Annotated in this window: 24 protein-coding genes; 16 read left to right on the forward strand and 8 right to left on the reverse strand. The window is 62.3% G+C overall.

The window, feature by feature from the left end; all coding sequences use genetic code 11:
* Positions 1 to 51 precede the first annotated feature (51 nt).
* The 4 genes from IHQ72_RS15070 (at position 52) to IHQ72_RS15085 (ending at position 4,317) form a co-directional block, all read left to right on the forward strand.
* The gene (locus IHQ72_RS15070) at positions 52 to 1,098 is read left to right on the forward strand and encodes an ABC transporter substrate-binding protein (RefSeq protein WP_258123142.1); all 1,047 of its coding nucleotides are present in this window, start codon (positions 52 to 54) and stop codon (positions 1,096 to 1,098) included.
* Positions 1,098 to 1,874, forward strand: coding sequence for an ABC transporter ATP-binding protein (locus IHQ72_RS15075; protein ID WP_374120359.1), 777 nt, complete (start codon positions 1,098 to 1,100; stop codon positions 1,872 to 1,874). The genes IHQ72_RS15070 and IHQ72_RS15075 overlap by 1 nt, the downstream gene beginning before the upstream one ends.
* Positions 1,871 to 2,629 carry an ABC transporter permease gene (locus IHQ72_RS15080; protein WP_258123144.1) on the forward strand — a complete coding sequence of 253 codons (759 nt, stop codon included), beginning with the start codon at positions 1,871 to 1,873 and terminating at the stop codon, positions 2,627 to 2,629. The genes IHQ72_RS15075 and IHQ72_RS15080 overlap by 4 nt, the downstream gene beginning before the upstream one ends.
* A gap of 131 nt (positions 2,630 to 2,760) precedes the next feature.
* Complete coding sequence (locus tag IHQ72_RS15085; protein WP_374120360.1) at positions 2,761 to 4,317, forward strand: serine hydrolase; 1,557 nt, start codon at positions 2,761 to 2,763, stop codon at positions 4,315 to 4,317.
* Positions 4,318 to 4,528: 211 nt separating this feature from the next.
* On the opposite strand, the gene IHQ72_RS15090 is transcribed toward IHQ72_RS15085, so the two are convergent.
* The 6 genes from IHQ72_RS15090 to IHQ72_RS15115 all read right to left on the reverse strand — a co-directional run bounded on the left by IHQ72_RS15090 (position 4,529) and on the right by IHQ72_RS15115 (position 10,064).
* On the reverse strand, positions 4,529 to 4,774 hold the full coding sequence (locus IHQ72_RS15090) for a MoaD/ThiS family protein (RefSeq protein WP_023799104.1): 246 nt from the start codon (positions 4,772 to 4,774) through the stop codon (positions 4,529 to 4,531).
* Positions 4,774 to 7,038: a xanthine dehydrogenase family protein molybdopterin-binding subunit gene (locus IHQ72_RS15095; RefSeq protein WP_258123145.1), complete on the reverse strand. Its 2,265-nt coding sequence runs from the start codon at positions 7,036 to 7,038 to the stop codon at positions 4,774 to 4,776. Before IHQ72_RS15095 ends, IHQ72_RS15090 begins: the two co-directional genes overlap by 1 nt.
* A gap of 2 nt (positions 7,039 to 7,040) precedes the next feature.
* Entirely contained in the window at positions 7,041 to 7,517 is a 477-nt protein-coding gene (locus IHQ72_RS15100; protein WP_258123146.1) for a (2Fe-2S)-binding protein, read from the reverse strand.
* On the reverse strand, positions 7,517 to 8,377 hold the full coding sequence (locus IHQ72_RS15105) for an FAD binding domain-containing protein (RefSeq protein ID WP_258123147.1): 861 nt from the start codon (positions 8,375 to 8,377) through the stop codon (positions 7,517 to 7,519). The genes IHQ72_RS15100 and IHQ72_RS15105 overlap by 1 nt, the downstream gene beginning before the upstream one ends.
* Positions 8,378 to 8,588: 211 nt before the next feature.
* Complete coding sequence (locus tag IHQ72_RS15110) at positions 8,589 to 9,524, reverse strand: hypothetical protein (protein WP_258123148.1); 936 nt, start codon at positions 9,522 to 9,524, stop codon at positions 8,589 to 8,591.
* A 339-nt stretch (positions 9,525 to 9,863) separates the two neighbouring features.
* On the reverse strand, positions 9,864 to 10,064 hold the full coding sequence (locus IHQ72_RS15115) for a hypothetical protein (RefSeq protein ID WP_258123149.1): 201 nt from the start codon (positions 10,062 to 10,064) through the stop codon (positions 9,864 to 9,866).
* 213 nt (positions 10,065 to 10,277) lie between these two features.
* On the opposite strand from IHQ72_RS15115, the gene IHQ72_RS15120 reads away from it, so the two are divergent.
* From IHQ72_RS15120 to IHQ72_RS15165, 10 genes are all read left to right on the forward strand, one after another.
* Positions 10,278 to 11,480 (forward strand): ABC transporter substrate-binding protein, encoded by a 1,203-nt coding sequence (locus IHQ72_RS15120; RefSeq protein WP_258123150.1) that lies wholly within the window; start codon positions 10,278 to 10,280, stop codon positions 11,478 to 11,480.
* A 77-nt stretch (positions 11,481 to 11,557) separates the two neighbouring features.
* A complete protein-coding gene (locus tag IHQ72_RS15125; protein WP_091600116.1) occupies positions 11,558 to 12,424 on the forward strand; it encodes a branched-chain amino acid ABC transporter permease in 867 nt (288 codons plus the stop codon).
* Positions 12,425 to 12,429: 5 nt separating this feature from the next.
* On the forward strand, positions 12,430 to 13,404 hold the full coding sequence (locus IHQ72_RS15130) for a branched-chain amino acid ABC transporter permease (protein WP_023797267.1): 975 nt from the start codon (positions 12,430 to 12,432) through the stop codon (positions 13,402 to 13,404).
* A 4-nt stretch (positions 13,405 to 13,408) separates the two neighbouring features.
* Complete coding sequence (locus tag IHQ72_RS15135; RefSeq protein WP_258123151.1) at positions 13,409 to 14,188, forward strand: ABC transporter ATP-binding protein; 780 nt, start codon at positions 13,409 to 13,411, stop codon at positions 14,186 to 14,188.
* A 2-nt stretch (positions 14,189 to 14,190) separates the two neighbouring features.
* Positions 14,191 to 14,913 carry an ABC transporter ATP-binding protein gene (locus tag IHQ72_RS15140; protein ID WP_258123152.1) on the forward strand — a complete coding sequence of 241 codons (723 nt, stop codon included), beginning with the start codon at positions 14,191 to 14,193 and terminating at the stop codon, positions 14,911 to 14,913.
* A gap of 8 nt (positions 14,914 to 14,921) precedes the next feature.
* Positions 14,922 to 15,662 carry an aspartate/glutamate racemase family protein gene (locus IHQ72_RS15145; RefSeq protein WP_123147304.1) on the forward strand — a complete coding sequence of 247 codons (741 nt, stop codon included), beginning with the start codon at positions 14,922 to 14,924 and terminating at the stop codon, positions 15,660 to 15,662.
* A gap of 102 nt (positions 15,663 to 15,764) precedes the next feature.
* The gene (locus IHQ72_RS15150) at positions 15,765 to 16,469 is read left to right on the forward strand and encodes a GntR family transcriptional regulator (RefSeq protein WP_123147303.1); all 705 of its coding nucleotides are present in this window, start codon (positions 15,765 to 15,767) and stop codon (positions 16,467 to 16,469) included.
* Positions 16,470 to 16,762: 293 nt separating this feature from the next.
* On the forward strand, positions 16,763 to 16,981 hold the full coding sequence (locus tag IHQ72_RS15155) for a hypothetical protein (protein WP_258123153.1): 219 nt from the start codon (positions 16,763 to 16,765) through the stop codon (positions 16,979 to 16,981).
* A 113-nt stretch (positions 16,982 to 17,094) separates the two neighbouring features.
* A complete protein-coding gene (locus IHQ72_RS15160; RefSeq protein ID WP_258123154.1) occupies positions 17,095 to 17,727 on the forward strand; it encodes a hypothetical protein in 633 nt (210 codons plus the stop codon).
* A gap of 275 nt (positions 17,728 to 18,002) precedes the next feature.
* Entirely contained in the window at positions 18,003 to 18,479 is a 477-nt protein-coding gene (locus IHQ72_RS15165; protein ID WP_258123155.1) for a histidine kinase, read from the forward strand.
* An 18-nt stretch (positions 18,480 to 18,497) separates the two neighbouring features.
* On the opposite strand, the gene ppk2 is transcribed toward IHQ72_RS15165, so the two are convergent.
* Together ppk2 and IHQ72_RS15175 are read right to left on the reverse strand one after the other, a co-directional pair.
* Positions 18,498 to 19,331 carry a polyphosphate kinase 2 gene (gene ppk2 / locus IHQ72_RS15170; protein WP_128169706.1) on the reverse strand — a complete coding sequence of 278 codons (834 nt, stop codon included), beginning with the start codon at positions 19,329 to 19,331 and terminating at the stop codon, positions 18,498 to 18,500.
* A gap of 72 nt (positions 19,332 to 19,403) precedes the next feature.
* Entirely contained in the window at positions 19,404 to 21,083 is a 1,680-nt protein-coding gene (locus tag IHQ72_RS15175) for a SulP family inorganic anion transporter (protein ID WP_258123156.1), read from the reverse strand.
* An 83-nt stretch (positions 21,084 to 21,166) separates the two neighbouring features.
* Between IHQ72_RS15175 and IHQ72_RS15180 the strand changes: the two genes are divergently transcribed.
* Together IHQ72_RS15180 and IHQ72_RS15185 are read left to right on the forward strand one after the other, a co-directional pair.
* Positions 21,167 to 22,717, forward strand: a complete 1,551-nt coding sequence (locus IHQ72_RS15180; RefSeq protein WP_258123157.1) for a CYTH and CHAD domain-containing protein — start codon at positions 21,167 to 21,169, stop codon at positions 22,715 to 22,717.
* A gap of 13 nt (positions 22,718 to 22,730) precedes the next feature.
* Positions 22,731 to 23,162 carry a hypothetical protein gene (locus IHQ72_RS15185; protein ID WP_258123158.1) on the forward strand — a complete coding sequence of 144 codons (432 nt, stop codon included), beginning with the start codon at positions 22,731 to 22,733 and terminating at the stop codon, positions 23,160 to 23,162.
* Positions 23,163 to 23,666 lie beyond the last annotated feature (504 nt).

A 23,666-nucleotide genomic window follows, 5' to 3' on the forward strand; every position in this document is an offset into this window, starting at 1 on the left:
CACAAGAAGGGCCGCGCCGCATGCAAAACAGTCCAACAACGGAGCAAGAAGATGAGTGGGAACACATCGCAGTGGAATCGCAGATCGATCCTGAAGGCCGGCGCTGCCAGCCTGGCGGCTTTCGGGCCGGGTCTTCAGCTGTTTGGCGCCAGCGCATCGGCAGCTGCCAAGCTGGTCGTCCAGTATGACTGGCTGATGTCGAACGGCCAGATTGGCGACGTGGCAGCCGTCGCCAATGGCTATTTCAAAGAAGCCGGGCTCGAAGTCGAGTTCAGCCCCGGAGGGCCGAACGCCGCCACCGTGCCGCCGGTGGTGTCCGGTGCCGCCCAGCTCGGCCAATTCTCCGAATCGCCTCAACTCTATGCCGCGCGGGCGAGCGGCGTTCCGGTAAAGATCATCGCCTGCGGCTATCGCACCGGGCCCTATGCGCTGACGTCGAAACCGGCGAAGCCGATCCGGTCGGTGGCGGATCTGAAGGGGATGCGGATCGGCACGCAGCCGACCGCGCGCTTCGCCATCGACGCGATGCTGGCGAAGAACAAGATCGACCCTTCCGAGGTCACCATCGTCAATGTCGGGTTCGATAAGGCGCCGCTCGTCCGTGGCGACGTGGATGCGATCGGCGGCTGGATCACCAACACGCAGGCGCTCAGCGTCGTCGGCGACGATCGCATCGATCTGCTGTTGTCGGAGCTGGGCCTGGCGTCCTATGCCGACGTCTACTTCGCGACCGACAGCGCCATCGAATCCGATTCCGAGACCCTGGCAAAATTCATCGGTGCGGTCGCCAAGGGTTGGGGCTGGGTACACGCCAATCCCGAGCAGGCGGTCGACAAGCTCGTCGCGGCCTATCCCGAGATCGACGCAGGCTGGGAAAAGAAGACGATCCCCCTGGTGCTGAAACTGTCGTTCGACGACAACACGAAAAAGGATGGATGGGGCACGTTCGATCCTGCCTCGATCGAGAGCCAGATCGCGCTGCTTGACCAGATTGGCCAATACCCGAACGGCAGGCCGAAGGCCGAGGACGTCTATACGACTGAGATTCTCGAACTCAGTGCGGCTGAACGGCCGAAGCTCGGCGCACCTGCCTCTTGATGGCCGCGCCGGCCATCGAAACCTCCGGGCTCGACGTCGGCTATCCCGGCCGGCGCTCGCCAGTGACGGTGATCTCCGGTCTCGAACTGACAGTCGAGGCCGGGACGTTCCTGTCGATCCTCGGGCCTTCGGGGTGCGGAAAGTCGACGTTTCTGCGGGTTGTCGCCGATCTTTTGGCGCCGCTCGCGGGCACGATACGCGTGATGGGCGAAACGCCGTCGGCGGTGCGCTCCGGCCGCGGCGTGGGTTTTGTCTTCCAGGACTCGACCCTTTTGCCGTGGCGCACGGCGCGCGAGAATGTACGGCTGCCGATCCAGGTGGGCCGCCGCAGCCTGTCGCGCATGATAGACGACCGGGCCGACGAACTGCTCGAACTCGTCGGCCTGTCGGCGCTCGGTGAGCGCCTGCCACATCAGCTCTCCGGCGGACAACGCCAAAGGCTGGCGATCGCCCGGGCGCTGCTTGGCGAGCCACGTCTGCTTCTGATGGACGAACCCTTTGGTGCGCTTGACGAGATCACCCGCGATCGCCTCAACGACGAACTGCTGAACCTTTGGCGGCGGACCGAAACGACCGTGCTGTTCGTCACACATTCCATTGCCGAAGCGGTCTATCTCGGACAGCGCGTGATCGTGCTTGCCGCCCATCCCGGAAGGATCGTCGCCGACCACGACCTTCGTCCGCTGAAGGGGCCGGACAACAGATGCTCGCGCGAGGATCCGGCGATCGTCGCGGCGATGGCCAGGATGCGCTCCGCCCTTGGAGCGGCCTCGTGAACCGGGGGCCGCTTTCGCCGTTCGCACAGACCGTGCTGCCGATCATCGGCGCCGGCTCGCTCATTCTCGCATGGCAGGTCCTGCTGCCGCTCGCTGGCGTGCCCGCATACATCGTTCCGACGCCGACCGCGATAGCGGGCGTGTTTGCCAGGAACGGATCGCTTCTCCTGTCGAACCTCTGGCCGACGGCCATCGAGGCGCTCTCCGGCTTCGTGCTCGGCAACCTCGCCGCAGTGCTGCTGGCGATCGTCTTCGTGCACAGCCGTACGCTGCAGGCTGCCTATTTTCCGGTCGTGCTGTTCTTCAATACGATCCCGGTGCTTGCGCTGGCCCCGGTCGTCATCCTCATCTTCGGCCTCGGCATGCTGCCCAAGATCGTGATCGCGGCGGTGATCTGTTTCTTCCCGACGCTGATCAACATGATCCGGGGCCTGGAATCGGCGAGCCCCAGCGAGCACGAGCTGTTCCGCGTGCTGTCGGCGACGCGTTGGGAAGTATTCTGGCGCCTGCGTTTGCCGCGTGCGCTGCCAATGCTTTTCGCTTCGCTGCGGATCGCCTCGGCGACCGCGGTGATCGGCGCGATCGTTGGCGAATGGATCGGCTCCGACAAAGGTCTCGGTGCGCTGATCATCCAGGCAACCTTCAACTATCAGTCCGACCGGCTCTACGCCGCTATCGTGCTCTCATCGCTGTTGTCGATCGGGTTCTTCATGACGGTCGTCGCCGCTGAGCGATGGTCCGTTCGCTACCGTTGACCGGCTGGCTCCCGGGATGGCCACTTGGGGTCGCACAGGAGACTTCGCTCTACCGCGCAGGCGAGGGTTGGCCTTTCCTGCGTCGGCCTGTAGTATGACCAGTGCTTGCAGGGGAGAGGGGGAGTTCGAGCGTGGGGCTGGGTCGGAATTTCCGCCGTTGGGGGATGTGGGCCTTTATCGCCGTCTTGGTGCTTTCGCCGCATGCAGCGTCGGCCGATACCATCACGCCCGAGCGGATTGCCGCCGCCCTGTCGAAGTTCGAACTGCTCGCCGAAGGCGTGGTCAAGGACGGTGCCGTACCCGGTCTCGCCATCGGGGTCGTGCATGGCGACGAGGTGATCTTCCTCAAGGGGTTCGGACATCGCGAGGCCGGAAAGCCGGAGGCGGTCGACGCGGACACGGTGTTCCAGATCGCCTCCCTCTCCAAGCCGGTCTCCGCAACGATAGTGGCGGCGCTGGTCAGCGAGCGCATCGTTTCCTGGGATGCGAAAATCGTCGATCTCGATCCGGCCTTCCGGCTCGCCGAGCCCTATCCGACCAGTGAACTCACGGTCCGCGACCTGTTCTCGCACCGCAGCGGACTTCCCGGCACCGCCGGAGACGACCTCGAGGACATTGGCTACGATCGCGCGGAGATCCTGCGTCGTCTGCGGTTCGTGTCGCCATCGTCGAGCTTTCGTGCCGGTTACTCCTACAGCAATTTTGGACTGACCGAGGGTGCCACCGCGGCCGCGAAGCCGACAGGCAAGTCCTGGGAGGAGGTCGCCGAGGAGAAGCTCTACCGTCCGCTTGGAATGACCTCGACCAGCTCCCGTCATGCGGACTTCATCAAGCACGCCAATCGCGCCGCGCTCCACGTCAAAATCGACGGCGTCTGGGCCGCGAAGGTAAAGCGCGATCCGGATGCGCAGGCGCCGGCGGGCGGCGTCAGCTCCACGGCACGCGATCTCTCGCAATGGGTGCGCCTCGTGCTCGGCAACGGGGTCTATGCCGGCGAGACCCTCATTGCCGCCGATGCGCTGGACCAGACGCATGTTCCCCTGATGGCGCGCGGCAAGAACCCCGTCTCCGGTGGCGAGTCCTTCTACGGTCTCGGCTGGAATATCGAATTCGGCCGGCACGGTCTGAGCTGGGGTCATGCCGGCGCGTTCAGCGTCGGCGCCCGTACCCTGGTGACACTTTTTCCGGAGGAGAAGCTTGGCATCGTCATTGTCGCCAACGCCTTTTCGACAGGCGTGCCGGAAGGGCTGTCCGAGAGCTTTGCCGATATGGCCTTTGACGGAAAGGTCGAGAAGGACTGGATCAAGGCATGGGACGACGCCTATGCTAGCCTGTTCGGCCCGGCGGTCGCCGCCGCCAAGGCCACCTATGCCGCGCCACCGTCTCCGGCAAGGCCGGCCGGACCGGCCAGTGCCTATGAAGGCCGCTATTCCAACGACTTCATTGGCGATGCGATCGTTTCGAGTGCGGGAGACGCCCTTGTGCTCAAGGTCGGGCCGGCCGGCGCCCGGTCCTATTCATTGAAGCATTTCGACGGCGACCTCTTCCTGACCTTCCCGGACGCCGAGACGCCGGACAGGCCCTCGGGCGTAGGCTTTGACATCGGCCCCGACGGCAAGGCGTCGGCTATGACCATAGAGTTTCTCGACGATAACAATCTCGGCACGCTGCGGCGCGTGGGTGATTAGCGTCAAAACCCAATCAATCTGAACGACCGAGTACGACCCTCAGCGACGGCCCGTTCGCGCTCGGCCGAATTCACGCCCATGACCCAAAGCAGCCATAGAAAGCTGCGGAATTCCCTGGCTGGCTAAGAATTGTGTTGATAGCCGAGCCCTTTCTAGGCCCTGCATGACAGCCCAGGTCTTGGTCGGCGATGGTAGCGACATGGTTGTCCAGTCATCCGCCAGCAAGACGCGGCAGCAGGAATATCTCAGCGCCTTGTGGCAATTCCTTCGACCAGGTGTCGCGATAGATAACCCCGTCGATAGCGACTGCGATGCCGCGGTCGATGTAGGGCTCGAAGCCGGGATACTGCTCAGCCAGCTTCCTGAACAGCTCCCGAATATCCTTCGCCTCGATCTCGACCTTGCTCTTGCCTCCGGCGATTGCGCCGAGCGATCCCCAGAGCGTTACTTCGACCATCAGCCTCCCCGTTCCGCCTCGATCGCCGCGAGAATCCGCGGCGGCGACATCGGGATATGCGTCATCCGCACGCCCGCGGCGTTCGACACCGCATTGGCGATCGCCGCCAGCGGCGGCACGATCGAGGTCTCGCCGACGCCGCGCACCCCGTAAGGATGGTTGGGATTGGGGATCTCGAGGATCTGCGTGTCGATCATCGGCAGGTCCGAGCAGACCGGGATGCGGTAGTCGAGGAAGCCCGGGTTCTGCAGCCGCCCGTCCTTGCCGTAGATGTACTCTTCGTTGAGCGCCCAGCCGATGCCTTGCGCGGCACCCCCCTGGTACTGCCCCTCGACATAGGTCGGGTGCACCGCCTTGCCGGCATCCTGCACGACGGTGTAGCGCAGGACCCTGGTCGCGCCGGTCTCCGGATCGACCTCGATATCGCAGATATGGGTGGCGAAGGAGACGCCGGCGCCGTCGGCGACGAGCTCGCTGTGGCCGGCGATCGGCCCGCCCGTCTTCCCTGACGCGGCCGCGATCTCCTTAAGCGACAGTGCAGCGAGGTTGCCGTACTTCTCGCCTTTGGCGATGGCGTGGCCCTTTTCCCAGACCACGTCGTCGACGGGAATGTCCCACATCTGCGCGGCGCGGTCCCGCAGGATCTTGATGGCGTTGCGGGCGGCCGAGATCGTCGCCATAGAGGAGGAGAAGGTGCCGCGGCTGCCGTCCGTCATGTCGTTGTAGCCGAGGCTGGAGGTGTCAGCCACCACCGCCTTGACCTGCTCATAGGCGATGCCGAGTTCCTCCGCCGCCACCAGCGATAGCGAGGCGCGCGAGCCGCCGACATCCACGGTTCCGACGGCAAGCGAGACCGAGCCGTCCATGCCGATGTTGAGGTCGGTGCAGGTCTGGCCGCCGAAGTTGAACCAGAAGCCGCAAGCCATGCCGCGGCCCTGGTTCTTGCCCAGCGGTGCCTTCATGTGCGGATGGTTCTTCGCCGCTTCCAGCGTCGGGCCGATGCCAATCGGGCCGTATACCGGGCCGTAGGACGATCTGGTGCCTTCCTGGGCGGCGTTCCTGATCCGGAACTCGACCGGATCCATGCCGATCTCCTTGGCCAGCTCGTCGACGGCACTTTCCACCGCAAACGCCGCCATCGGCGCCGATGGCGCGCGATAGGCCGCCGTCTTCGGCCGGTTGACCAGAACTTCGTAGCCAACCGTCCTGACGTTCTCGAGCCGATAGCAGGCGAACGCCGTCATGGCGCCGATCTCAGCCCACATGCCGGCATAGGGGCCGCAGGAATAGCGCAGTGTCGCCTCGGCCGCGGTGATCGTGCCATCCTTGCGGGCGCCGATTCTGACGTCGATCGAGGTGGCGCTGGTTGGGCCGGAGGCGCGAAACACCTCGTCGCGCGTCATCACCAGCTTGACCGGCCGTCCGGCCTTGCGCGACAGCGCCAGCGCCACCGGCTCGGCCCAGACATGGGTCTTGCCGCCGAAGCCGCCGCCGATCTCCGACGAGGTGACGCGCAGCTTGGAGGCTTCCATGCCAAGCAGTTGGGCGCAATGCTGGCGGTAGACGAAATGGCCTTGCGTGCAGACCCAGAGGTCGGCGGTGCCGTCGGAGCTGACGCTCGCCACGCAGGCATGTGGCTCGATGTAGCCCTGGTGCGTCTGCTCGGTCTTGAAGGAGCGTTCGACAATGAAATCGGCCTGCCCAAAACCCTCATGAACGTCGCCATGGCCGTACTGGGTGCGCTTGGTGACGTTGGACGGCTTGGTGGGCTTTTCCTCGACGCCTTCGGTGAAGATGGTGTCGTTGAGTACGGGCGCTGAGTGCTTCATCGCCTCGTCGACATCGGTCACATGCGGCAGCACTTCATAGTCGACCTCGATCAGCTTCAGCGCCTGCCTTGCCGTGCGGGCGTCGACCGCGGCGACCGCGGCCACCGCATGGCCGTCATAGAGCGCCTTCTTGCGCGCCATGCAGTTGTCGAGGATGTCGTACATGGCGGCATCGCCGTCGGTGAGGTCGGGGAGGTCGGCCGCGGTGATCACCGCCTTCACGCCGTTGAGCTTCTCCGCCTTTGAGGTGTCGATCTTCCTGATCGTAGCGTGCGCGTGCGGGCTTCTCAGAACACGCCCGACCAACTGGCCGGCCATGTTGAAGTCCGCGCCGTAGCGCGCGCGGCCTGTCACCTTGTCGACGCCGTCGGGGCGGATGGGACGCGTGCCGACGGAGGCGAAATTGCGTCCGGAATAGCGCGGATCGAAGTTCATCGTCAGGCTCCCTTCATCACGCTTGCGGCGTCCTGGACGGCGCGCACGATCTTGTCATAGCCGGTACAGCGGCAGAGGTTCCCGGCGAGGCCGAAGCGGATTTCCTCCTCGGTCGGGTCGGGATTCTTGGCCAAAAGGTCCTTCGCCGCGATCAGGAAGCCCGGCGTGCAGATGCCGCATTGGAGTGCTGCGTGCTCGAGGAACTTCTGCTGCAGTGGATGCAGCCTGTCGCCATGCGCCATGCCCTCGACGGTCTCGACACGCCGGCCCTCGGCCTCCGCGCCGAGCACCAGGCACGAGCACACCAGCCGGTCGTCGAGGATGATGCTGCAGGCGCCGCAGTCGCCGGTGCCGCAGCCTTCCTTGGCGCCCGTCAGCCCGAGGCGGTCGCGCAGGACGTCGAGCAGCGTCTCGTCCGGTTGGCAAAGGTACTCGACATTGTCGCCGTTGACTGTCGTTGAGACTGCTACACCAGCCATCATTTGCCTCCTGCACGTGCATAGGCGGTCGTGGCGGCCCGCCTGGCCAGCACACCCGCAACTTTTCTTCTGAACTCGATGGTGCCCCGCTTGTCGTCGATAGGGCGGCAGGCCCCCGAGCAGACCTTGGCCAGCCGCTCCAGCGCGGCTTCGTCCAGCTTCCTGCCGATGAGGGCCTCGGCGGCCTCTTCCACCAGCAGCACTGTCGGCGCCACGGCGCCCAGTGCCACGCGGGCCGATTTGACGACACCTTGTTCATCGAGCGTCAGGTTCACCCCGGCGCTGACCACGGCGATGTCCATCTCCGTGCGTGGAATGAAACGCAGATAGGCATCGCCGGAGCGCGGCGCGCGCCTGTCGAGCACGATCGCCTCGATGATCTCGCCCTTGGCGAGCGACGTCTTGCCCGGCCCGGTCGGCACTGCCTCTACCGCGACGGTGCGCCTGCCTCCTGGCCCGGCTATCAATGCCATGGCGCTGGCGGCTACCAGCGCCGGCACGCTGTCGGCTGCCGGCGAGGCGTTGCAAAGATTGCCGACGATGGTGCAGCGTCCCTGTACCTGCTTGGAGCCGATCAGCTTGGCCGCTTCGACGACGCCCGGCCATTCCCTCTTCAAGGCCGCGCTCTCTCCCATCAGGGCGCAGGAGACCGCCGCACCGATGCTGAAGCCCTCCGCCGTTTCCCTGATCTCGCCCAGTCCGTCGATCGCTTTGATGTCGACGATCAGGTCGGGCTCGATAAAGCCGCCTTTCATCCTCACCAGGAGGTCGCTGCCTCCCGCGAGAATGGCGGCCGTGCCAGACGAGCCGGCCAGCTGGCCAACGGCATCTTCCATTGAAAGCGGACGTATGTAGCGCATCGTCTCCCCTTGATCATCGCAATTCTGTCGGCCTGTTATAGAGCCTTGGATCGGAATGGTCATCCGGTTCTGCATTAGCAGCGATTAGGCCAGGCGCCGCAAGACAAATGGCAACATTCCACCCCCATATCGGCCATCGGCGGTAACCAGCTGACTGAGACTGAGTCCTAGAGCGGCGGGGGCGGCGAGCCTTTCCGGGCGCGTTCTCAACTCAGGACGCCGGACCGACCTGGAGCAATTTGAAGCAATCGCCGCTTCCCGACTTCAACTGCGTCAGGAAGCGTTTCGACCGATCGATCCATTCCTGTTGCGACCTGGCATCGGCTTCGATTTCGTTGACCGGCCCAAGGTTGACGAAGCTGCGCCCCTCGCTGAAAAGCCAGCACGCACGGCCGAGAAGCCTCCTGCTGCGCTGGCGCAAGAGGTCGGCATCATAAAAGATGTCGAGCACCTCCTGCTTGATCTTTGCCTCCTTTTCAGGATTTGCGATCGCAACCGCGATTGAGTCTCCGCCGATCGCATCCTGCAGGTCTTTGTAGTCGAGGGCGAGCTGAGTGGTGGCATATTTGATCTCACTCTCGTCCCGGACGATGTTGAACCACAGCGTGGGATCGAGTTCGTTGACGACGAACGATGCTTCGAAATCGCGCGATAGATTCAGGATCTCGAACCCTTGAACCTCAACGTCGCGCTCGACCAGAAGGATCTCGGCGACCTGCTTGCCGAGTTCCGCCCCGTGCGCGCTGATCGCGGCGTTCGTTCCACCGAGCTCCGGACTGATGTAGGGCCCGCCATCATCCAGCAGCGCATCAAATTCGCCAAGGAATTCGACGACGGCGGCGCCGCGAGCAATGCGCGCCGCCAGTTTGGCGAGAACCAGCTGCAGCTCCGTTTCGCGTTTGCGCTGGTCCTGATAGTTCTGCTGAAAAAAGAAGATGAACAGGGAAACGCCAATTCCGATCAGGATCACGCCGAGTTGGGAAAAGATGTTGCGATAATACTCCAACAGCTTTTCACGATGGCGCATGTCGTGGCGCACGCTGTGTGCCACACGAATATTGACGATCAGCGAAAGGATCAGGAGCCCGGCACCGACGAGGATGAGGCCGCCGATGAGGAAATAGCCATGGCCTGAGCTGAAATCCATGCGTTTGCCGCGTCCCTGAAGCCCCAGACCGCGCAGACTAATACCATTCCGCTTCAACACCTACATCTTCGTAGGAGGCGTCAACGACCGGAAATGACCCGATCCGGACTTTCCCCAGGCGCTCCGGCGGCTCGTTAGCGGACCTTCATCTGAACCAGCGCATGGCAGTGACCAGACGTTTCACTGATGTGACAAGCCAATGCCTTTTCACGCGAGGCTGTCGGAATTTTTCGTCGAGGCGCTGGCGCGTGAATGCCTCGGCCACGGATTCGACGAAGACGCGCGTCTCGGCCGGCATCAATGGCTCAGGGGCCGCCCAAAGGATAGCGAGGGCTCTATTCACCTCAAAGTATCGAGCATTGCTTTGGCCTCTTTGAGGTCCGGTGTCGCAAAGCCTTCGGTGAACCAAGCATAAACCGGCGCGAGCAGATCGCGTGCGTCGGCATGCTTGCCCTGGACACGCCAGAGCCGGGCGAGACTGGTGGCCGCGCGTAGCTCCCAGGACTTCGCGGATTGAAAGACACCCGTCGCTCTGACCACGATGCGAGCTTCAGGAATTCCGACACCACGAAGCTCTCGAGCAAAGCACCGAACCCGATCGGTCCTACGTCCTTCATCTACGGCCCGTCACAAGATTGTCAACAATCTTTAAGAGTTTTGTTGACAGGTGATTGATTTGAGCCTTCACTCACAAAAGTCCGCGTATCGGTCGAGTTCTGTCGCAACAATGCGCGGCCTCCAAGGGGAAGAACAATGATCAACAGACGTTCAATAATCACATTCGCCGCGCTCGGCGCCGTCTCCGCGCTGGCAATCATGGCCGGCGGCACAATAACGGTGCACGCCGCCAACAAGGAACTCAAGATCGGCTTTGTCGGCGTGACGAGTGGCGCGGCCGCTGCGTGGGGCACATCCAACGTCCGCTCGATGCAGACACGCGCCGCCTGGATCAACGAAACCGGCGGTGTGAAGATTGGTGACGAGACCTATGACATCAAAATCGTCACCTTCGACGACCAGAAGGACCCGAAGCGGGCGATCGCCGGCATGGAGAAGATGGCCCAGGAGGGCATCCACTATGTCGTCGGTCCGAATGTCGACGACGGCGCGGCGGCGGTGCGTCCCGTGGCAGAATCCAAGGGCATCATCTATTTTCCCTACGCATTCCCGAAGGAACTCTACACCCCGCCGGCGTCCAACGCCGTGCTCGGCATGATCGCCAACTACCAGTCGGCTCCGGCGATCTACAAATATCTCATGGAAAACAGGGGCGTGAAAAAAGTTGCCTTTGTCGCCGCCAACGAATCCGATCCGCTGAGCCAGCGGGATGGCGGTGTTGCCGCGGCAAAGGCGCTCGGGCTCGAGGTTGTGGCTGCCACGGATGTCTACCAAAACGATACCCGCGATTTCACGCCGGTACTGACGCCGATCGTTTTGCAAAAACCGGACCTGCTGGTGCTTTCGGGTGTCGCGCCCGGCAATGCGCCGCTGCTGATCCGCGCCGCGCGCGAGCTCGGCTACGAAGGTCTGATCTCCACCGAAACGGCGCAGGATGCCAAGGTGCTGGAAGAGGGCGCGGGCGAGTTGGCCAACGGCTTCATCTCAGTCGGCGGCGCATCGACGCCCGAAATCGCGTCCGACACGATGAAGGAGTTCGTCGACCGCTATACGAAAATGTTCGGCGAATACAATGACGAGTCCAACACCAAGGTCTACGCGCTCGAATACATCATCGAGACGCTGAAGGCGAACCCGGCCGCGATCGACAATGTTGAGGGGTTCAAGAAGACGATCGACACTTTCTCGGCGCCCAATCCCTATCTGAAGGGCGATGCTAAGCTGACCTATGTCGGAATGACGTCGTTTGGCCAGAAGCGCCAGCTTTCGGTCCCGATGGTGGTCACGGAATACCGCGACGGCAAGTTCGAGACGCTCTTCGTCGCTCAAGTCGATTGACGCAACTGCACTGAAGCGGATTGCCGCAGAGGCTCGTGCATTCGCCTTGAGCCTCTGAATGGCCGGGAACCATCCTGATGGAACAAGTCATCGCCAACGGGCTTTATCTTGGCGCGCAATACGCCTTGATCGCGCTCGGTCTGACCCTGATCTTCGCGCTGATGAACGTGCTTAACTTTGCCCATGGGCAGATGTACGTTCTCGGCGGCTTCGTCACCTACACCGTCTATGGCCAGCTCGGCATGCCTTTCGTCGTCGCGCTCGTCGCGTCCGGGATCACGCTGCTGGTCATTGGAGCGCTGGTCGAGAAATTCCTTTTCAGAACGGTGATTAGGCGAAGCGTGCGGGAGGAAAGTACGATGCTTCTCGCGGCGGCGGTCGCATTCTTCCTCGACGCCGTGATCCTCCTCCTGTTCGGTGAAAAGCAGCGCGGCGTGCCGAAGATCGTCAACGGCGTCTTCGTCTCCGACAGCCTCATAATGCCTTACGACCGGCTGCTGGTCGGCGCACTCGCCATACTGTTCATCGCCTCCTTCGTGCTTTTCATGCAGTACAGCAAGCCGGGACGCGCCATGCGGGCGCTGGCGCAGGACCGGGTCGCGGCGCAGCTGATGGGCGTCGAGGTCGACCGCTATTCGATGATCGGCTTTGCGCTCGGCGCCATGCTTGCCGGCATAGTCGGCGGGCTGCTGGTCGCCATCACCGGCGTCAATTCGGGCATCGGCGGGCCGATCTCGATCAAGGCGTTCTTGATGGTGATGATCGGCGGGGCCGGCGTGGTCAGCGGAGCGATCGCCGGCGGCTTCATCCTCGGCATGATGGAATCGGTCGGCCTGACGGTGCTACGCCAATATGGCGACGTCACTTATCTCGTCATCTTCGCCGCGCTGATGGTGTTCCTGAGCATCCGCCCGAACGGGCTCATGGGCAAGCCGTGGGGATGATGGACATGAAGCGTACACGCAACATCCTCGCCGTCGCTGTCTTCCTGCTGGTCGTACTCGTCGGCGTGCCCTGGCTGATCGAGGCGACCGGTCGGCTCGACCTCTACTACACGCTGACCTCGGTCGCGCTGCTCAGCATCGCCAGCGCCGGGGTGTGGGTGACTTTCTACATCGGCCGCATCAATATCGGCCAGGGCGCCTTCGCGCTTATGGGCGGCTATGTTTCGGCCATTCTTGTCGTCCAGTACGGTGTGTCGTTCTGGCTGACACTGCCGCTGGCTGGGCTATTCTGCGCCGCTGCAAGCGTGCTGATCGGACTGCCCATCCTCAGGCTTCGCGGCGTCTATTTCGCCATGGTCACGCTGGTTTTGACCGAAGTGGCGCGGCTGCTCGCGCTGGCACTGCCGATCACCAACGGAGCCAAGGGTATGGTCAGCATTCCGCTCCCCGGCGGCATCTCGATCTTCGGGCTGACCATCCTTCCAGATTTCGCGACGCTCGCCAATCCGCGTCCCGCCTTCTATCTGGTGTCGGTTGTGCTAATGGTGCTGTGCTTTGCGGCGCTCTACCGCCTAGTCCATTCGCGCATCGGCAAACTCTGCCAGTCGTTGCAGCAGAACGAGGAACTGGCCTCCTCGATCGGCGTCAACATCGCCTATCTGCGCGTTATCGCCTACGCCATCTCCTCATTCCTCGGCGGTCTCGGCGGTGCGATGTTCGTCGCCATCTCGCAGTCGATCTATCCGTCGAGCTTCACCGTCACCGACTCGGTGAACTTCATGCTGAACTGCTTCCTCGGCGGGCTCGGCCACGTCTTCGGGCCGATGATCGGCACCTTCGTGCTCTATTTCGGCTGGGATTTCCTGTTCGAGACCGGCGAGTTCCAGTTGCTGATCTTCTCTTCGGTGCTGATCGCGCTGATGCTGTTCCTTCCCAACGGCCTGCTCAGCCTCAGGCTGTTCGGCAAGAAGCAGGGCTAGGTCCATGACCGAGCTTCTTCAGATCAAGGCCGTGACCAAACGCTTCGGCGGGCTGGTCGCGGTCAACAATGTTTCCTTCGCGGTCCGCGAACGCGAAATCCTCTCCGTCATCGGCCCCAACGGCGCCGGCAAGTCGACGCTGTTCAAGCTGATTTCCTCTTTCCTCAATCCGACCTCGGGCGAAGTGCTGTTCCGGGGAGAGCGGATTTCAGGCCTGGCGCCGCATATCGTCGCCCGGAAGGGCGTGGTGCGCACGTTCCAGGAGACGACGATCTTCAAGGGCATGACGGTGCGCGACAATGTCATCATCGCGCATCACCTGCGTTCCAATGCCAGCCTTGCCGGCTTCTATCTCGGCACGAACACCGCACGGCGCGACGAGGATGAATTCGGCCGCTCGGCCGACGAGATCATCGACTTCCTCGATCTCGGCGCGCAACGGCATGAGGTCGCCAGCACGCTGCCGCACGGCCATCTGCGCGCGCTCGGGATTGCCATCGGGCTCGCCACGAACCCGACCGTGCTTCTGCTCGACGAGCCCTTCGCCGGCATGAACCATGACGAAACCGTGCGCGCGGTGGAGATGGTGCGCGGCGTTCGGAAGCGCGGCGTGACTGTCCTGCTGGTCGAGCACGATATGCCCGCCGTCATGAACATTTCCGACCGCATCGTCGTCCTGAACTTCGGTGTGAAAATCGCCGAGGGAACGCCGAAGGAAATCCAGGAGAACGAAAAGGTCATCGAGGCCTATCTCGGCGCCGAAGATGAGACGATCGGATTTTAGCCATGGGCGAACTGCTGAAAGTCTCCGAGGTCGAACTCTACTACGATCATGTCTATGCACTGAAGGGCGTGTCGCTCAACGTCAACGAGGGCGAGACCGTCGCGCTGATCGGCGCGAACGGCGCGGGCAAATCCTCGATCCTGCGCGCCATCACCGGCCTGAAGAAGGTCCGCAGCGGCGAGATTCATTTCCAGGGCCTCCGCATCGACGGAACGCGCCCGGACGAGCTGGTCAGGATGGGCATCGCCATGGTGCCGGAGGGTCGGCGCGTCTTTTCCTACATGACGGTGCGCGACAATCTGATGATGGGTGCCTTCACCCGCACTGACAAGGCCGAAATCGCCAGGACGCTGGACATGGTGCTCGGGCGATTTCCGCGCCTGAAGGAACGCTATTCCCAGACGGCGGGCACGATGAGCGGCGGCGAACAGCAGATGCTGGTGATCGGGCGGGCGCTGATGGCCAAACCGAAGCTTCTGCTGCTCGATGAACCCTCGCTCGGCGTCGCGCCGAAGCTCGTCCAGGACATCGCCCGCTCCATCGTGGCGATCAATCGCGACGAAAAGGTCAGCGTTCTCTTGGTCGAGCAGAATTCGCGCATGGCGCTGCGCATCTCGCAGCGCGCCTACGCACTGACGACCGGAAAGATCGCGCTGGCCGGACATTCGGCTGAGCTGCTTGGCGACGACCGGGTCAAGAAACTCTATCTCGGCGGCGAAATATGAAAGCGCAAATGGACATACTCGTCGTCAATCCCAACACCACCGCGTCCATGACCGAAAAGATCGGCGAGGCGGCGCGCGGCGCGGCTTCGGCCGGCACCAGGATCATCGCCGTCAATCCGAAGGACGGGCCGCCGAGCGTCGAAGGCTATTTCGACGAGGTCTTCGCCATCCCGGGAATGATCGGGGAGATCCAGAGACATCCGGCGGCGAGCGCCTGCGTCATCGCCTGCTTCGACGACACCGGCCTCGACGCAGTACGCTGCGTTGGCGAGATGCCGGTGGTTGGCATCGGCGAAGCGGCGTTTCACATGGCGAGCCTGATTGCCGGCAAGTTCAGCGTGGTGACGACGCTGTCGCGTTCGGTGCCGGCGATTGAGCACAATCTGGTGCGCTACGGCCTCGCCAGCCGCTGCGCCAGGGTGCGGGCAAGCGACGTTCCCGTTCTGGAGCTCGAAGTGCCCGGCTCCAACGCCCGCCATCGAATTTCGGAGGAGATCGAGCGCGCCATCCGCGACGACCGGGCCGAAGCGATTGTGCTGGGATGCGCCGGAATGGCCGACCTCGCCGCCGCGCTCAGCCGCGAACATGGCCTTCCCGTGCTCGACGGCGTCGCCTGCGCGGTAAAACTCTGCGAGAGCCTCGTCGGCCTTGGCCTGTCGACCTCGAAGCGCGGCGGCTACCAGGTTCCACTCGAAAAATCCTTCGCCGGAATCTTTGCGCCCTTTTCGCCCTCCGGCCGTGTATCCTGATGCGTGCAAAATTGTTGACATTCCCACACAGGATGTTCGATGTCCGGCCGGAAACGCGGTGTTCGCGCCGCTATGCGATCCGGCCGCCGGGACAATGAGACGATGGACCTGCTTGGACCAAAGACACGGGATGGCGACAAGCCGACGATGCGCTGGTTTCCGGTCTATGCCGGCCTGCGCGACGCCATCGTCAGCCACCGCCTCGCACCGGGCACAAAGCTGCCCGAGGACGAACTCGCCTCGATCTATTCGGTGAGCCGCGCGGTGATACGCGCGGCGCTGCAGGCGCTGTCGCATGACCGCTTGGCTCGGCTCGAGCCGAACCGCGGCGCGTTCGTCGCCCAGCCGACCAAGCAGGAAGCGCGCGAGGTGTTCGAAGCGCGGGCGCTGATCGAGCCCAAGGTCGCGGCGCTTGCCGCCGAAGTGGCAAAGCCGGCCGAGATCGCCCAACTGCGGCTTCATCTCGAAAAAGAGCACGAGGCCCTGCATGCCGGCCGCGACAGCGACGCCATAATGCTGTCGGCAAAATTCCATGTCGGCATCGCCGAAATCGCCGGCCATTCGATCCTGACCGGCTTCGTCAAAGACCTGTTGTCGCGGTCGTCGCTGATCATCGCGCTCTACTGGCGCCGCCGCGACACCACCTGCGAAAGCCACGCCCATCACGCCCTCGTCGATGCCATCGAAAAGCACGACGCAAAAAACGCGTCCGACCTGATGCGAAGTCATCTCATCGACCTTCTGTCGGGCCTTGATCTGTCGCTTGGCGAGAAGAAGCCCGAGAGCCTGTCGGACATCTTGCGCTGATCTCCGCTGTCAAACTCTTCGCCGGAGTTCGCCCATGTCCGCACCATGCTGGGCGTGATCGAAGCAATGCATAGCATGCATCGGTCCATGAGGACTGCTTCTTCGTTCCTGCCGTCATAACAGTAGCGCTCGTTGAGTCCGCGGCGCTGCCCTCCAGCTGCACCTACTCCTGCTGGGCCATAGAGTCCCTCCCGCACAACGGTCGGGCAACGCGCCCGATCAGAGCTTGACGCAGCTTCCTGGCGGGGGCCCTGAGCGCCTGCGTCAGCGCGCCGCCGCCGCCTCAGGAGCAGATGTCGAGGACGCAGGTCGAGACGGCTCCAGCCGATCTGCAGCTTCTTTGCGCCAATGCGGCCGCCAAGGCGAGCGGCGTCGACAGCACCAAGATCCTTCCGGTTTCCTCGAACAAGATCGATTCCAAAACCTATCAGGTCGAACTCGATGCCAGCGGCAAGAAGACAAGCTGCCTGGTGGATACCGAAGGCAATCTCTTGTCCGTGAAGGAGGCTTAAGTCGGATCGCCCGCAGTGACAAAGCGGTCGACGACATGTATTTCCAGCGGGCCACCCAAGCGTATATCTGGGCGGGACGGCGGCCTGTCTGACCGTCAAAGGTTCGGAGCGGCTTGAGACAATTTGCCGGTCTCGGGAACAAATTTGGATCGACGACGTTTCTTCCAGTTAATGACGACGTTTCGCATACGGCAAACATTGCCACCAGCGAGGACGCGATCATGAGGTTCCTGTCAGGCATAGCGACCTCCCTGGTCGCCACTTTTGCACTTACGAGCACTGTTCCAGTTGATGCCGCACCGATCTTCGTGCCCAGGGCACAAAGCGCGCAGTCCGATGTCATCCAAATTCGAGATGGCTGGTACAGGGGTTATCGCGGCTACCGCCACTATCGTCCGGGATACCATAGGCACAACGACTTTTGGTTCCCCGCCGGCGCATTTGTCGCTGGAGCGCTGCTCGGCAGCATGATCGCCAACAACAACGGCTACTACGGCGGGTATTACCGAAGCGGCTTCTACGGCGATCCGTATTACGGCGGACCCTATTACGGCAGACCTTATTATGGCAGACCTTATTATGGCGGATCCTATTATGGCGGATCTTATTATGGCAGACCTTATTACCGCGACCGGTATTACCGCAACCGGTATTATGGCGACCGGTATTATGGCAATGGGTATCACTCAAACAGGTCCTATCGCCCATGCTCGCCCCGGGAAGCCGATTCCGGTAATTGCTACTAGCGCGGCCTGTCGCGACACATTCTACCGCCTATCGCGAATTTGACCTTGATGTGCCCACATGGCATCATGGAATGGTAGCTGGACTGCGAAGACAAGACTTCTTGCCGCGGCGGCCGATCCCTTCAACGTGCGGCTGGCAGCCTGCCTCAGTCGACTACCCTGCTGATTTACGTCTTGCGGTTGGGTGGGCATGAATTGAGCCCAACGAACGAGATTGGCAAGACGTCGATCTGCCTCTGTGTTCTATTCTCGAACGGTTTCGAGTGGAGGAGAAAATGGCCAACATCAAAGACACAGCTTTAGACATAAATGCGGCGCCGCCGAGCGCTGAGCAACTGCGAATGGCTCTCCTAGAGGAGCAGATGGCGGAGGCAGACAAGCAGGAAAAGCTGCGGGCGCGAGAAAATCAGGAGCTCACGAAGTTCACAGAAAGTTTCCTCAAGGACCAGGTGAACGAGAATGAAATCGCGATGGTCCGCCGCCTGGTGATGAACGCTGTCAAGAACGGCAAGTACGAAGCACTAGTATATAGTTTTCCGTCGGCCCTTTGCACTGACAGCGGCCGAGCCATCAACAGCGCTGATCCGCAATGGCCCGAAACGCTCCAGGGCAAGGCCAAGCAGCTCTATGAGCGCTACCAGAAGAATGCGAAGCCGCAGGGTTACAAACTCAAGGCCATGGTTATTAACTTCCCAGGCGGAATGCCTGGTGACATCGGCTTCTTTCTCAGTTGGGCCCCGGAAACTAAATAGGTTCCGAGTGCCACTCGGTCAGAACACGTCCGGCACCAGGTTGCGCGGAGTTGCATCGTCCACGAAGTTGTCGGGCCGCTTCTGGCGTTTGCTGAAGTTAGGTTTTTCGAACTCGACGCGCTCATAGGGGATGGAGCTCAGAATGTGCGAAATGCAGTTGATGCGCGCGCGCTTCTTGTCGTTTGACGGCACAATCCACCAGGGCGCATGCCTTGTGTCTGTTGCACGGATCATCTCGTCGTAAGCGCGGGTGTAATCCCACCAGCGGTTGTACGATTCGACATCCATCGGGCTCAGTTTCCACTGTCGAAGGGGGTCGTCGGCCCGCTGTCGGAAACGCCGCTCCTGTTCTTCCTCACTCACATCGAGGAAGTATTTGAGCAGCGTTATGCCGCTTTCGACCAGGGCGGTTTCAAACGTCGGTGCCTGTTCGAGAAAGCGCCGCGCCTGCTTGTCGCTGCAGAAACCCATGACGCGTTCGACGCCAGGACGGTTGTACCAGGAGCGGTCGAATATCACGATCTCGCCTCCGGCGGGCAGGTGCTGGATGTAGCGCTGCATGTAGATCTGGGTCTTCTCTCGATCGGTCGGAGCCGGCAGGGCGACGACGCGGAACACTCGTGGGCTGACCCGCTCGGTCAGGCGCTTGATCACGCCGCCTTTCCCGGCGGCGTCACGGCCCTCGAAAATGATCGCGATGCGGGCACCAGACTTCTTCACCCAGGCCTGAAGGTGGGCAAGCTCAACATGCAACCGGGCGAGTTCCTTCGCATATTTTTTTCCTCCCGATTTCGCTTCCTCCGCCGGTTCGGATATCGTAGCCGCCGCCCTGTCTCTATTCTTCTTACTCATGTCTTCCTCCACTCCACTGGCACGCAGCCATTAAAATGACAGTTGGGTGACAGCAGGAGAGTCCCTGAACTGTCACGCTTGGGCCTCGAACGCATGATACGCCTCTTCGAGAATGTCGAAGACCATGTCGGAGCCAATGCGCTCGATCACGCCGGCGCGAACAAGGATATCGCGCGCTTCGGCGTGAAGCTCCGCTACGCCAAGCCTGATCCCGCGATTGCGCAATTCGTCACATAGCTCCTCCAGCATTGCCGCTGCCGAGCTGTCGATCTGGGAAATTGCACTTGCATCAATCAGCAGCCAGCGTGTGTCGGCCGTCAATTCCTCGGCAATGGACCGCAGCCGCGATGCGACGTAGTCGGTGTTGAAGAACAGCAGGCTGCCTTGAATGAGGCATACGGCGAGGCCGGGTACCTGACGGGCCTCGGGCGTTCGATGCAGTTTGTAGAAACCGTCATGGCCTGGAACACGGCCGAGCATAGCGTCGCGGGGAAACATCAGCTTGCGCAAAACATAGACCAGCGTCGCGACGATCGCGATGACAACCCCGTTAAGGACGCCCAGACCAATCGGACCCCACATCGCAATGAGGGCGAAGACGAACTCCATGCGGCTGATGCGCCAAATCTGCCTAAGGGCGGCGAGATCTATCAGGCTGATTGCAGTAGCCGCAAGAATCGCCCCGAGCGCAGGGATCGGGATAATCCTTAGGGTCGGACCGAGAAACAGCAGTGTCGCGATCAGGGTCGCGGCAGCCACGATGCTCGTCACCTGCGAGCGTCCGCCAACGGTAAGGTTGACCGCCGTGCGCGAGTCGGAGGCCGTCACCGGGAAGGCGCCGAAAAGGCCCGCCCCTATGTTCGCAGCGCCAAATCCGATGAGTTCGCGGTTTGGATCGACCGGGTAGCCGCCTATTGCCCCAAAGCTGCGGGCCGTAATGATGCCGGCGCCGTAGCTCACGAGGAAGATCGCCGCGGCGCCGAGGGCCAATGTCTGGATCGGAAGGTCAGCGATCGCTGGCAACGACAACGAGGGCAACCCTGTCGGAATATCGCCGACTACGGCGATGCCGCGTCCTTCAAAGTCGAAAACGGCCGAAAGCACTACGGAGAGGACCACGACCAGCACTGGCCCGGGAACCGGAAAACGCATGGCCCGCGCGATCTGCAACAAACCGAACATCCCCAAGGCCAGCAGAAGAGACGGCCAATGTATCGATCCGGCCTTGCGCAGAACTTCGAGGACCGGTGCGAGCAGGCCTTCCGCCTCGATCTTGACTCCGGTGAAGCGACCGATTTGGCCGATCAGGATCGAAAGCGAGATGCCGATGAAGAACCCCGTCAGGATGGGACGCGACAGGAAGGTTGCAAGAACGCCGAGCCGAAGCACCCACGCCGCCAGGCAAAACAAACCGACGCCAAGCGCGAGGATTGCTGCGATCGCAGTTCGGTCCACTTCGAGCCCGACTGGCACGCTCGCGGTAACCGCGACCAAAACCGCCGCAAGCACCGTCATCGTAGCCGCGTCCGGACCGACTATGAGCTGACGCGAGGGGCCAAAGATCGCGTAGGCAACCAGCGGCGCGATGCTCGCGTAGATGCCGGTCTCAGGCGGCAGGCCCGCTATCGCAGGATAGGCGATAGCACTGGGAAGCCCAACCGCGGCAACTGCAAGCCCGGCAGAGACATCGCTCCGCACCCAGCCCGGTTGATAACCGGAAAGGCTCGTAAGCACGGGAAGGCGCAAGCCCACCGGGTTGAATCCTTAGCTGGCATAGCTATTTTTTTAGCTTCAGCTACTCTATAGCCTTGCACCGGGCCTGACAACACACAGCCATGAGCGAGATCGAGCTAAAGTTTCTCCTCGACGAACTGACGTCGAGCGAGCTTTGGGGGCGCGCGAAGGCGCTGAAGCTGGCCAGCGGCAGCCCAAAAACGAGAACGCTCAGAAGCATCTATCTGGACACTCCCGAACACGCGCTGAAGAAGGCGGGGATCGCGCTCAGACTCCGGCGCGACGGGCGGCGATGGATACAGACTGTCAAGACCAGGGCCGAGCTGCATGGCGGCCTCTCGCAGGTTGGCGAGGTGGAGAACCCGGCTCCGGGTGGGCGGCTGTGTCTCGAAGCGATTCCGGACGCAGCAGTCCGAGAGGAGGTCGTTCGCCGCGTGAGTGGCGCGCCGCTTCAGCCGGTCTGCGAGACCGTGATCAGGCGTTCCGCCAGCGAGTTGTCCCTTGAGGACGGCACGCGTGCGGAACTGGCAATAGACATCGGCGAAATCCACGCCGGGGGGCGCTCGGCCGAGTTGCGTGAACTCGAGATCGAACTCATCGAGGGCAGCCTGGGCGGACTGTTCGACATTGCACATCTACTGTTTCCTGAGGGGGGCCTGAGGTTCTCCCGCCTTTCCAAGGCGGCGCGCGGCTATCTGCTCGCGGAACAGGGATGGATCGACCCGCCGCTCGCGCCCCGCAATGCCGAGGACGTTGCACTCGATCGGGCTCAGATCGCCGAGCAGGCGGCACGCGACGTCCTTCGCGAGTGCCTCGATCAGGTCGCCACGAATGTCGTGGTGATCCGGGAGCTGGACGATCCCGAAGGGCCGCACCAGTTGCGGATCGGCCTGCGCCGATTGCGAAGCGCGTTCTCTGTCTGCGCTTCCGTTCTGAAGAGCCCGGAAATGACGCGGCTCAGCATGGAAGCCCGCTGGCTTGGCCAGGAGGTCGGGCGTCTCAGGGATATCGATGTGGTGGCGAACAATATCGTACGGCGGGAGGCCGAGGCCCACGCGGATGAACCGGGTCTGCCGCCCCTTGCCGATGCTCTCTCGAGGCAGGCGGGGGGACTGCGCGATCACCTTCGCAAGGTTCTCCCCGACGCGCGCGTGCAGGCGTTCCTGATCGACCTGGCGCGTTTCGTGGAGGCGCGAGGCTGGCTCGTTCCTCAAGATTTTGGCCAGACCGAGCGGCTTGCAGCGCCGGTCGCGGAGTTGGCCAGCCAAGCGCTCGGCAAGCGCTGGAAGAAGGTTGGCAAGCGTGCACGCGGACTTGAGACACTGACAGTGGAGCAGCGCCACGAGTTGCGGAAGGAGCTAAAAAAATTGCGCTATGCGGTCGAGTTCTTCTCTCCCTTGTACCCGGCCAAGCGTGTCGATCCATTCCTGAAACGCTTGAAGAAACTTCAGACGGTCTTCGGCGATCTGAACGATGCGGCGGCCGTCAGAGCCATGTTGACGGGAGCGGAAGCGCCCGGCGCCGGCGATCCGGCCGCGCAACGCGCCATCGGATGGGTGATCGGAGCGAGTCAGGCGCGCGCCGAATTTGGCTGGGCTGGCGCAAAAACCTTGTGGGGAAGCCTCGACGAGACCCGCCCCTTCTGGAAGTGACCGGCCCCGCTGGATGGAGATCGCTGGCCCGGCTTTGGCCTCCGGAAGACGCGGCGATTGTATACTTGACAGACCAAACTTTGCGTTGATGGCGTTTCCCCGCAATCCTGCTAATATGCTTGGCGTCGCCAAGTGGAGTTTTGCTGTGGAAGCGGGCGAGATGCAGGCTATTGCCGACACCCTGATGCGGGTCGTGACGCCAGACATGACGCCCAAGCAATTGACCAAGGCGGCAATGAAAGCGCATCCGAACGCGTCAAAGAAGGATATCGCCTGCGCGGCGTTCTTCTCGATTATTGCCAACCGCCGATCAGGACCACGGCAAGGTCAAGAACCTGCAGGCGTTCGCAATAGCCGAGCGCGTAGCCGGCGGCTCTTGATCGGGAGCATGGCGCTTGCGTCCAACCAATGCCGACCGAATAGCAATCCGCGATCAACAGATTGAGCTTTGCCGCGACATGATTGCGTGGGAAGCGTCATACCATTGGGGCGATGCAGTCCAACTCGCGCATTTCTCGACTGATATCATCGAGGAATACAAGCGCCTGATCGCCACGCTGCAGCTAGTCAGCGACGGGTTGCGGAACCTTGAACCAGTTCAGTGACTAATTCACTGGCCGCGTCCCGTGCCATCTTATGAACGGCGCATTCTTCCCGGTGATCTCCACCCGCGTACAGAGCCTGGCCCAGCCTCCGGAATTGGTACGTCGCAAAACTCAAACGGCTTCTGATACCCGACAAATCGAAGAGCCCGCATGGTCTTGCCGTCAGTCGTATGACCCTCCTGTCGTTGACCCTGGGCAGGACCACAAGATACACGCACGCAACACAGAATCCAAAGAACGTCGGCGCGCCGCCCCTCAGTAAGAAGTTGGTGGCGCTGGGGTCCGCATCCGCCCGCCTGGCTGTGTAAGGGTGAAGTGCCGGTCTGGGTTCTTAGTTGGGTGAC

Origin of the sequence: Mesorhizobium onobrychidis, assembly GCF_024707545.1 — a bacterium.
GTDB classification, from domain to species: Bacteria; Pseudomonadota; Alphaproteobacteria; order Rhizobiales; family Rhizobiaceae; genus Mesorhizobium; species Mesorhizobium onobrychidis.

What these genes read in the sequence shown, in the direction of transcription:
- IHQ72_RS15070 (WP_258123142.1), top strand. Translation starts at nt 52, where the DNA reads ATGAGTGGGAACACATCGCAGTGGAATCGCAGATCGATCCTGAAGGCC.
- IHQ72_RS15075 (WP_374120359.1), top strand. Translation starts at nt 1,098, where the DNA reads ATGGCCGCGCCGGCCATCGAAACCTCCGGGCTCGACGTCGGCTATCCC.
- IHQ72_RS15090 (WP_023799104.1), bottom strand. Translation starts at nt 4,774, where the DNA reads ATGGTCGAAGTAACGCTCTGGGGATCGCTCGGCGCAATCGCCGGAGGC.
- IHQ72_RS15095 (WP_258123145.1), bottom strand. Translation starts at nt 7,038, where the DNA reads ATGAACTTCGATCCGCGCTATTCCGGACGCAATTTCGCCTCCGTCGGC.
- IHQ72_RS15100 (WP_258123146.1), bottom strand. Translation starts at nt 7,517, where the DNA reads ATGGCTGGTGTAGCAGTCTCAACGACAGTCAACGGCGACAATGTCGAG.
- IHQ72_RS15105 (WP_258123147.1), bottom strand. Translation starts at nt 8,377, where the DNA reads ATGCGCTACATACGTCCGCTTTCAATGGAAGATGCCGTTGGCCAGCTG.
- IHQ72_RS15110 (WP_258123148.1), bottom strand. Translation starts at nt 9,524, where the DNA reads ATGGATTTCAGCTCAGGCCATGGCTATTTCCTCATCGGCGGCCTCATC.
- IHQ72_RS15120 (WP_258123150.1), top strand. Translation starts at nt 10,278, where the DNA reads ATGATCAACAGACGTTCAATAATCACATTCGCCGCGCTCGGCGCCGTC.
- IHQ72_RS15125 (WP_091600116.1), top strand. Translation starts at nt 11,558, where the DNA reads ATGGAACAAGTCATCGCCAACGGGCTTTATCTTGGCGCGCAATACGCC.
- IHQ72_RS15130 (WP_023797267.1), top strand. Translation starts at nt 12,430, where the DNA reads ATGAAGCGTACACGCAACATCCTCGCCGTCGCTGTCTTCCTGCTGGTC.
- IHQ72_RS15135 (WP_258123151.1), top strand. Translation starts at nt 13,409, where the DNA reads ATGACCGAGCTTCTTCAGATCAAGGCCGTGACCAAACGCTTCGGCGGG.
- IHQ72_RS15140 (WP_258123152.1), top strand. Translation starts at nt 14,191, where the DNA reads ATGGGCGAACTGCTGAAAGTCTCCGAGGTCGAACTCTACTACGATCAT.
- IHQ72_RS15145 (WP_123147304.1), top strand. Translation starts at nt 14,922, where the DNA reads ATGGACATACTCGTCGTCAATCCCAACACCACCGCGTCCATGACCGAA.
- IHQ72_RS15150 (WP_123147303.1), top strand. Translation starts at nt 15,765, where the DNA reads ATGGACCTGCTTGGACCAAAGACACGGGATGGCGACAAGCCGACGATG.
- IHQ72_RS15155 (WP_258123153.1), top strand. Translation starts at nt 16,763, where the DNA reads ATGTCGAGGACGCAGGTCGAGACGGCTCCAGCCGATCTGCAGCTTCTT.
- IHQ72_RS15165 (WP_258123155.1), top strand. Translation starts at nt 18,003, where the DNA reads ATGGCCAACATCAAAGACACAGCTTTAGACATAAATGCGGCGCCGCCG.
- ppk2 (WP_128169706.1), bottom strand. Translation starts at nt 19,331, where the DNA reads ATGAGTAAGAAGAATAGAGACAGGGCGGCGGCTACGATATCCGAACCG.
- IHQ72_RS15180 (WP_258123157.1), top strand. Translation starts at nt 21,167, where the DNA reads ATGAGCGAGATCGAGCTAAAGTTTCTCCTCGACGAACTGACGTCGAGC.
- IHQ72_RS15185 (WP_258123158.1), top strand. Translation starts at nt 22,731, where the DNA reads ATGGAGATCGCTGGCCCGGCTTTGGCCTCCGGAAGACGCGGCGATTGT.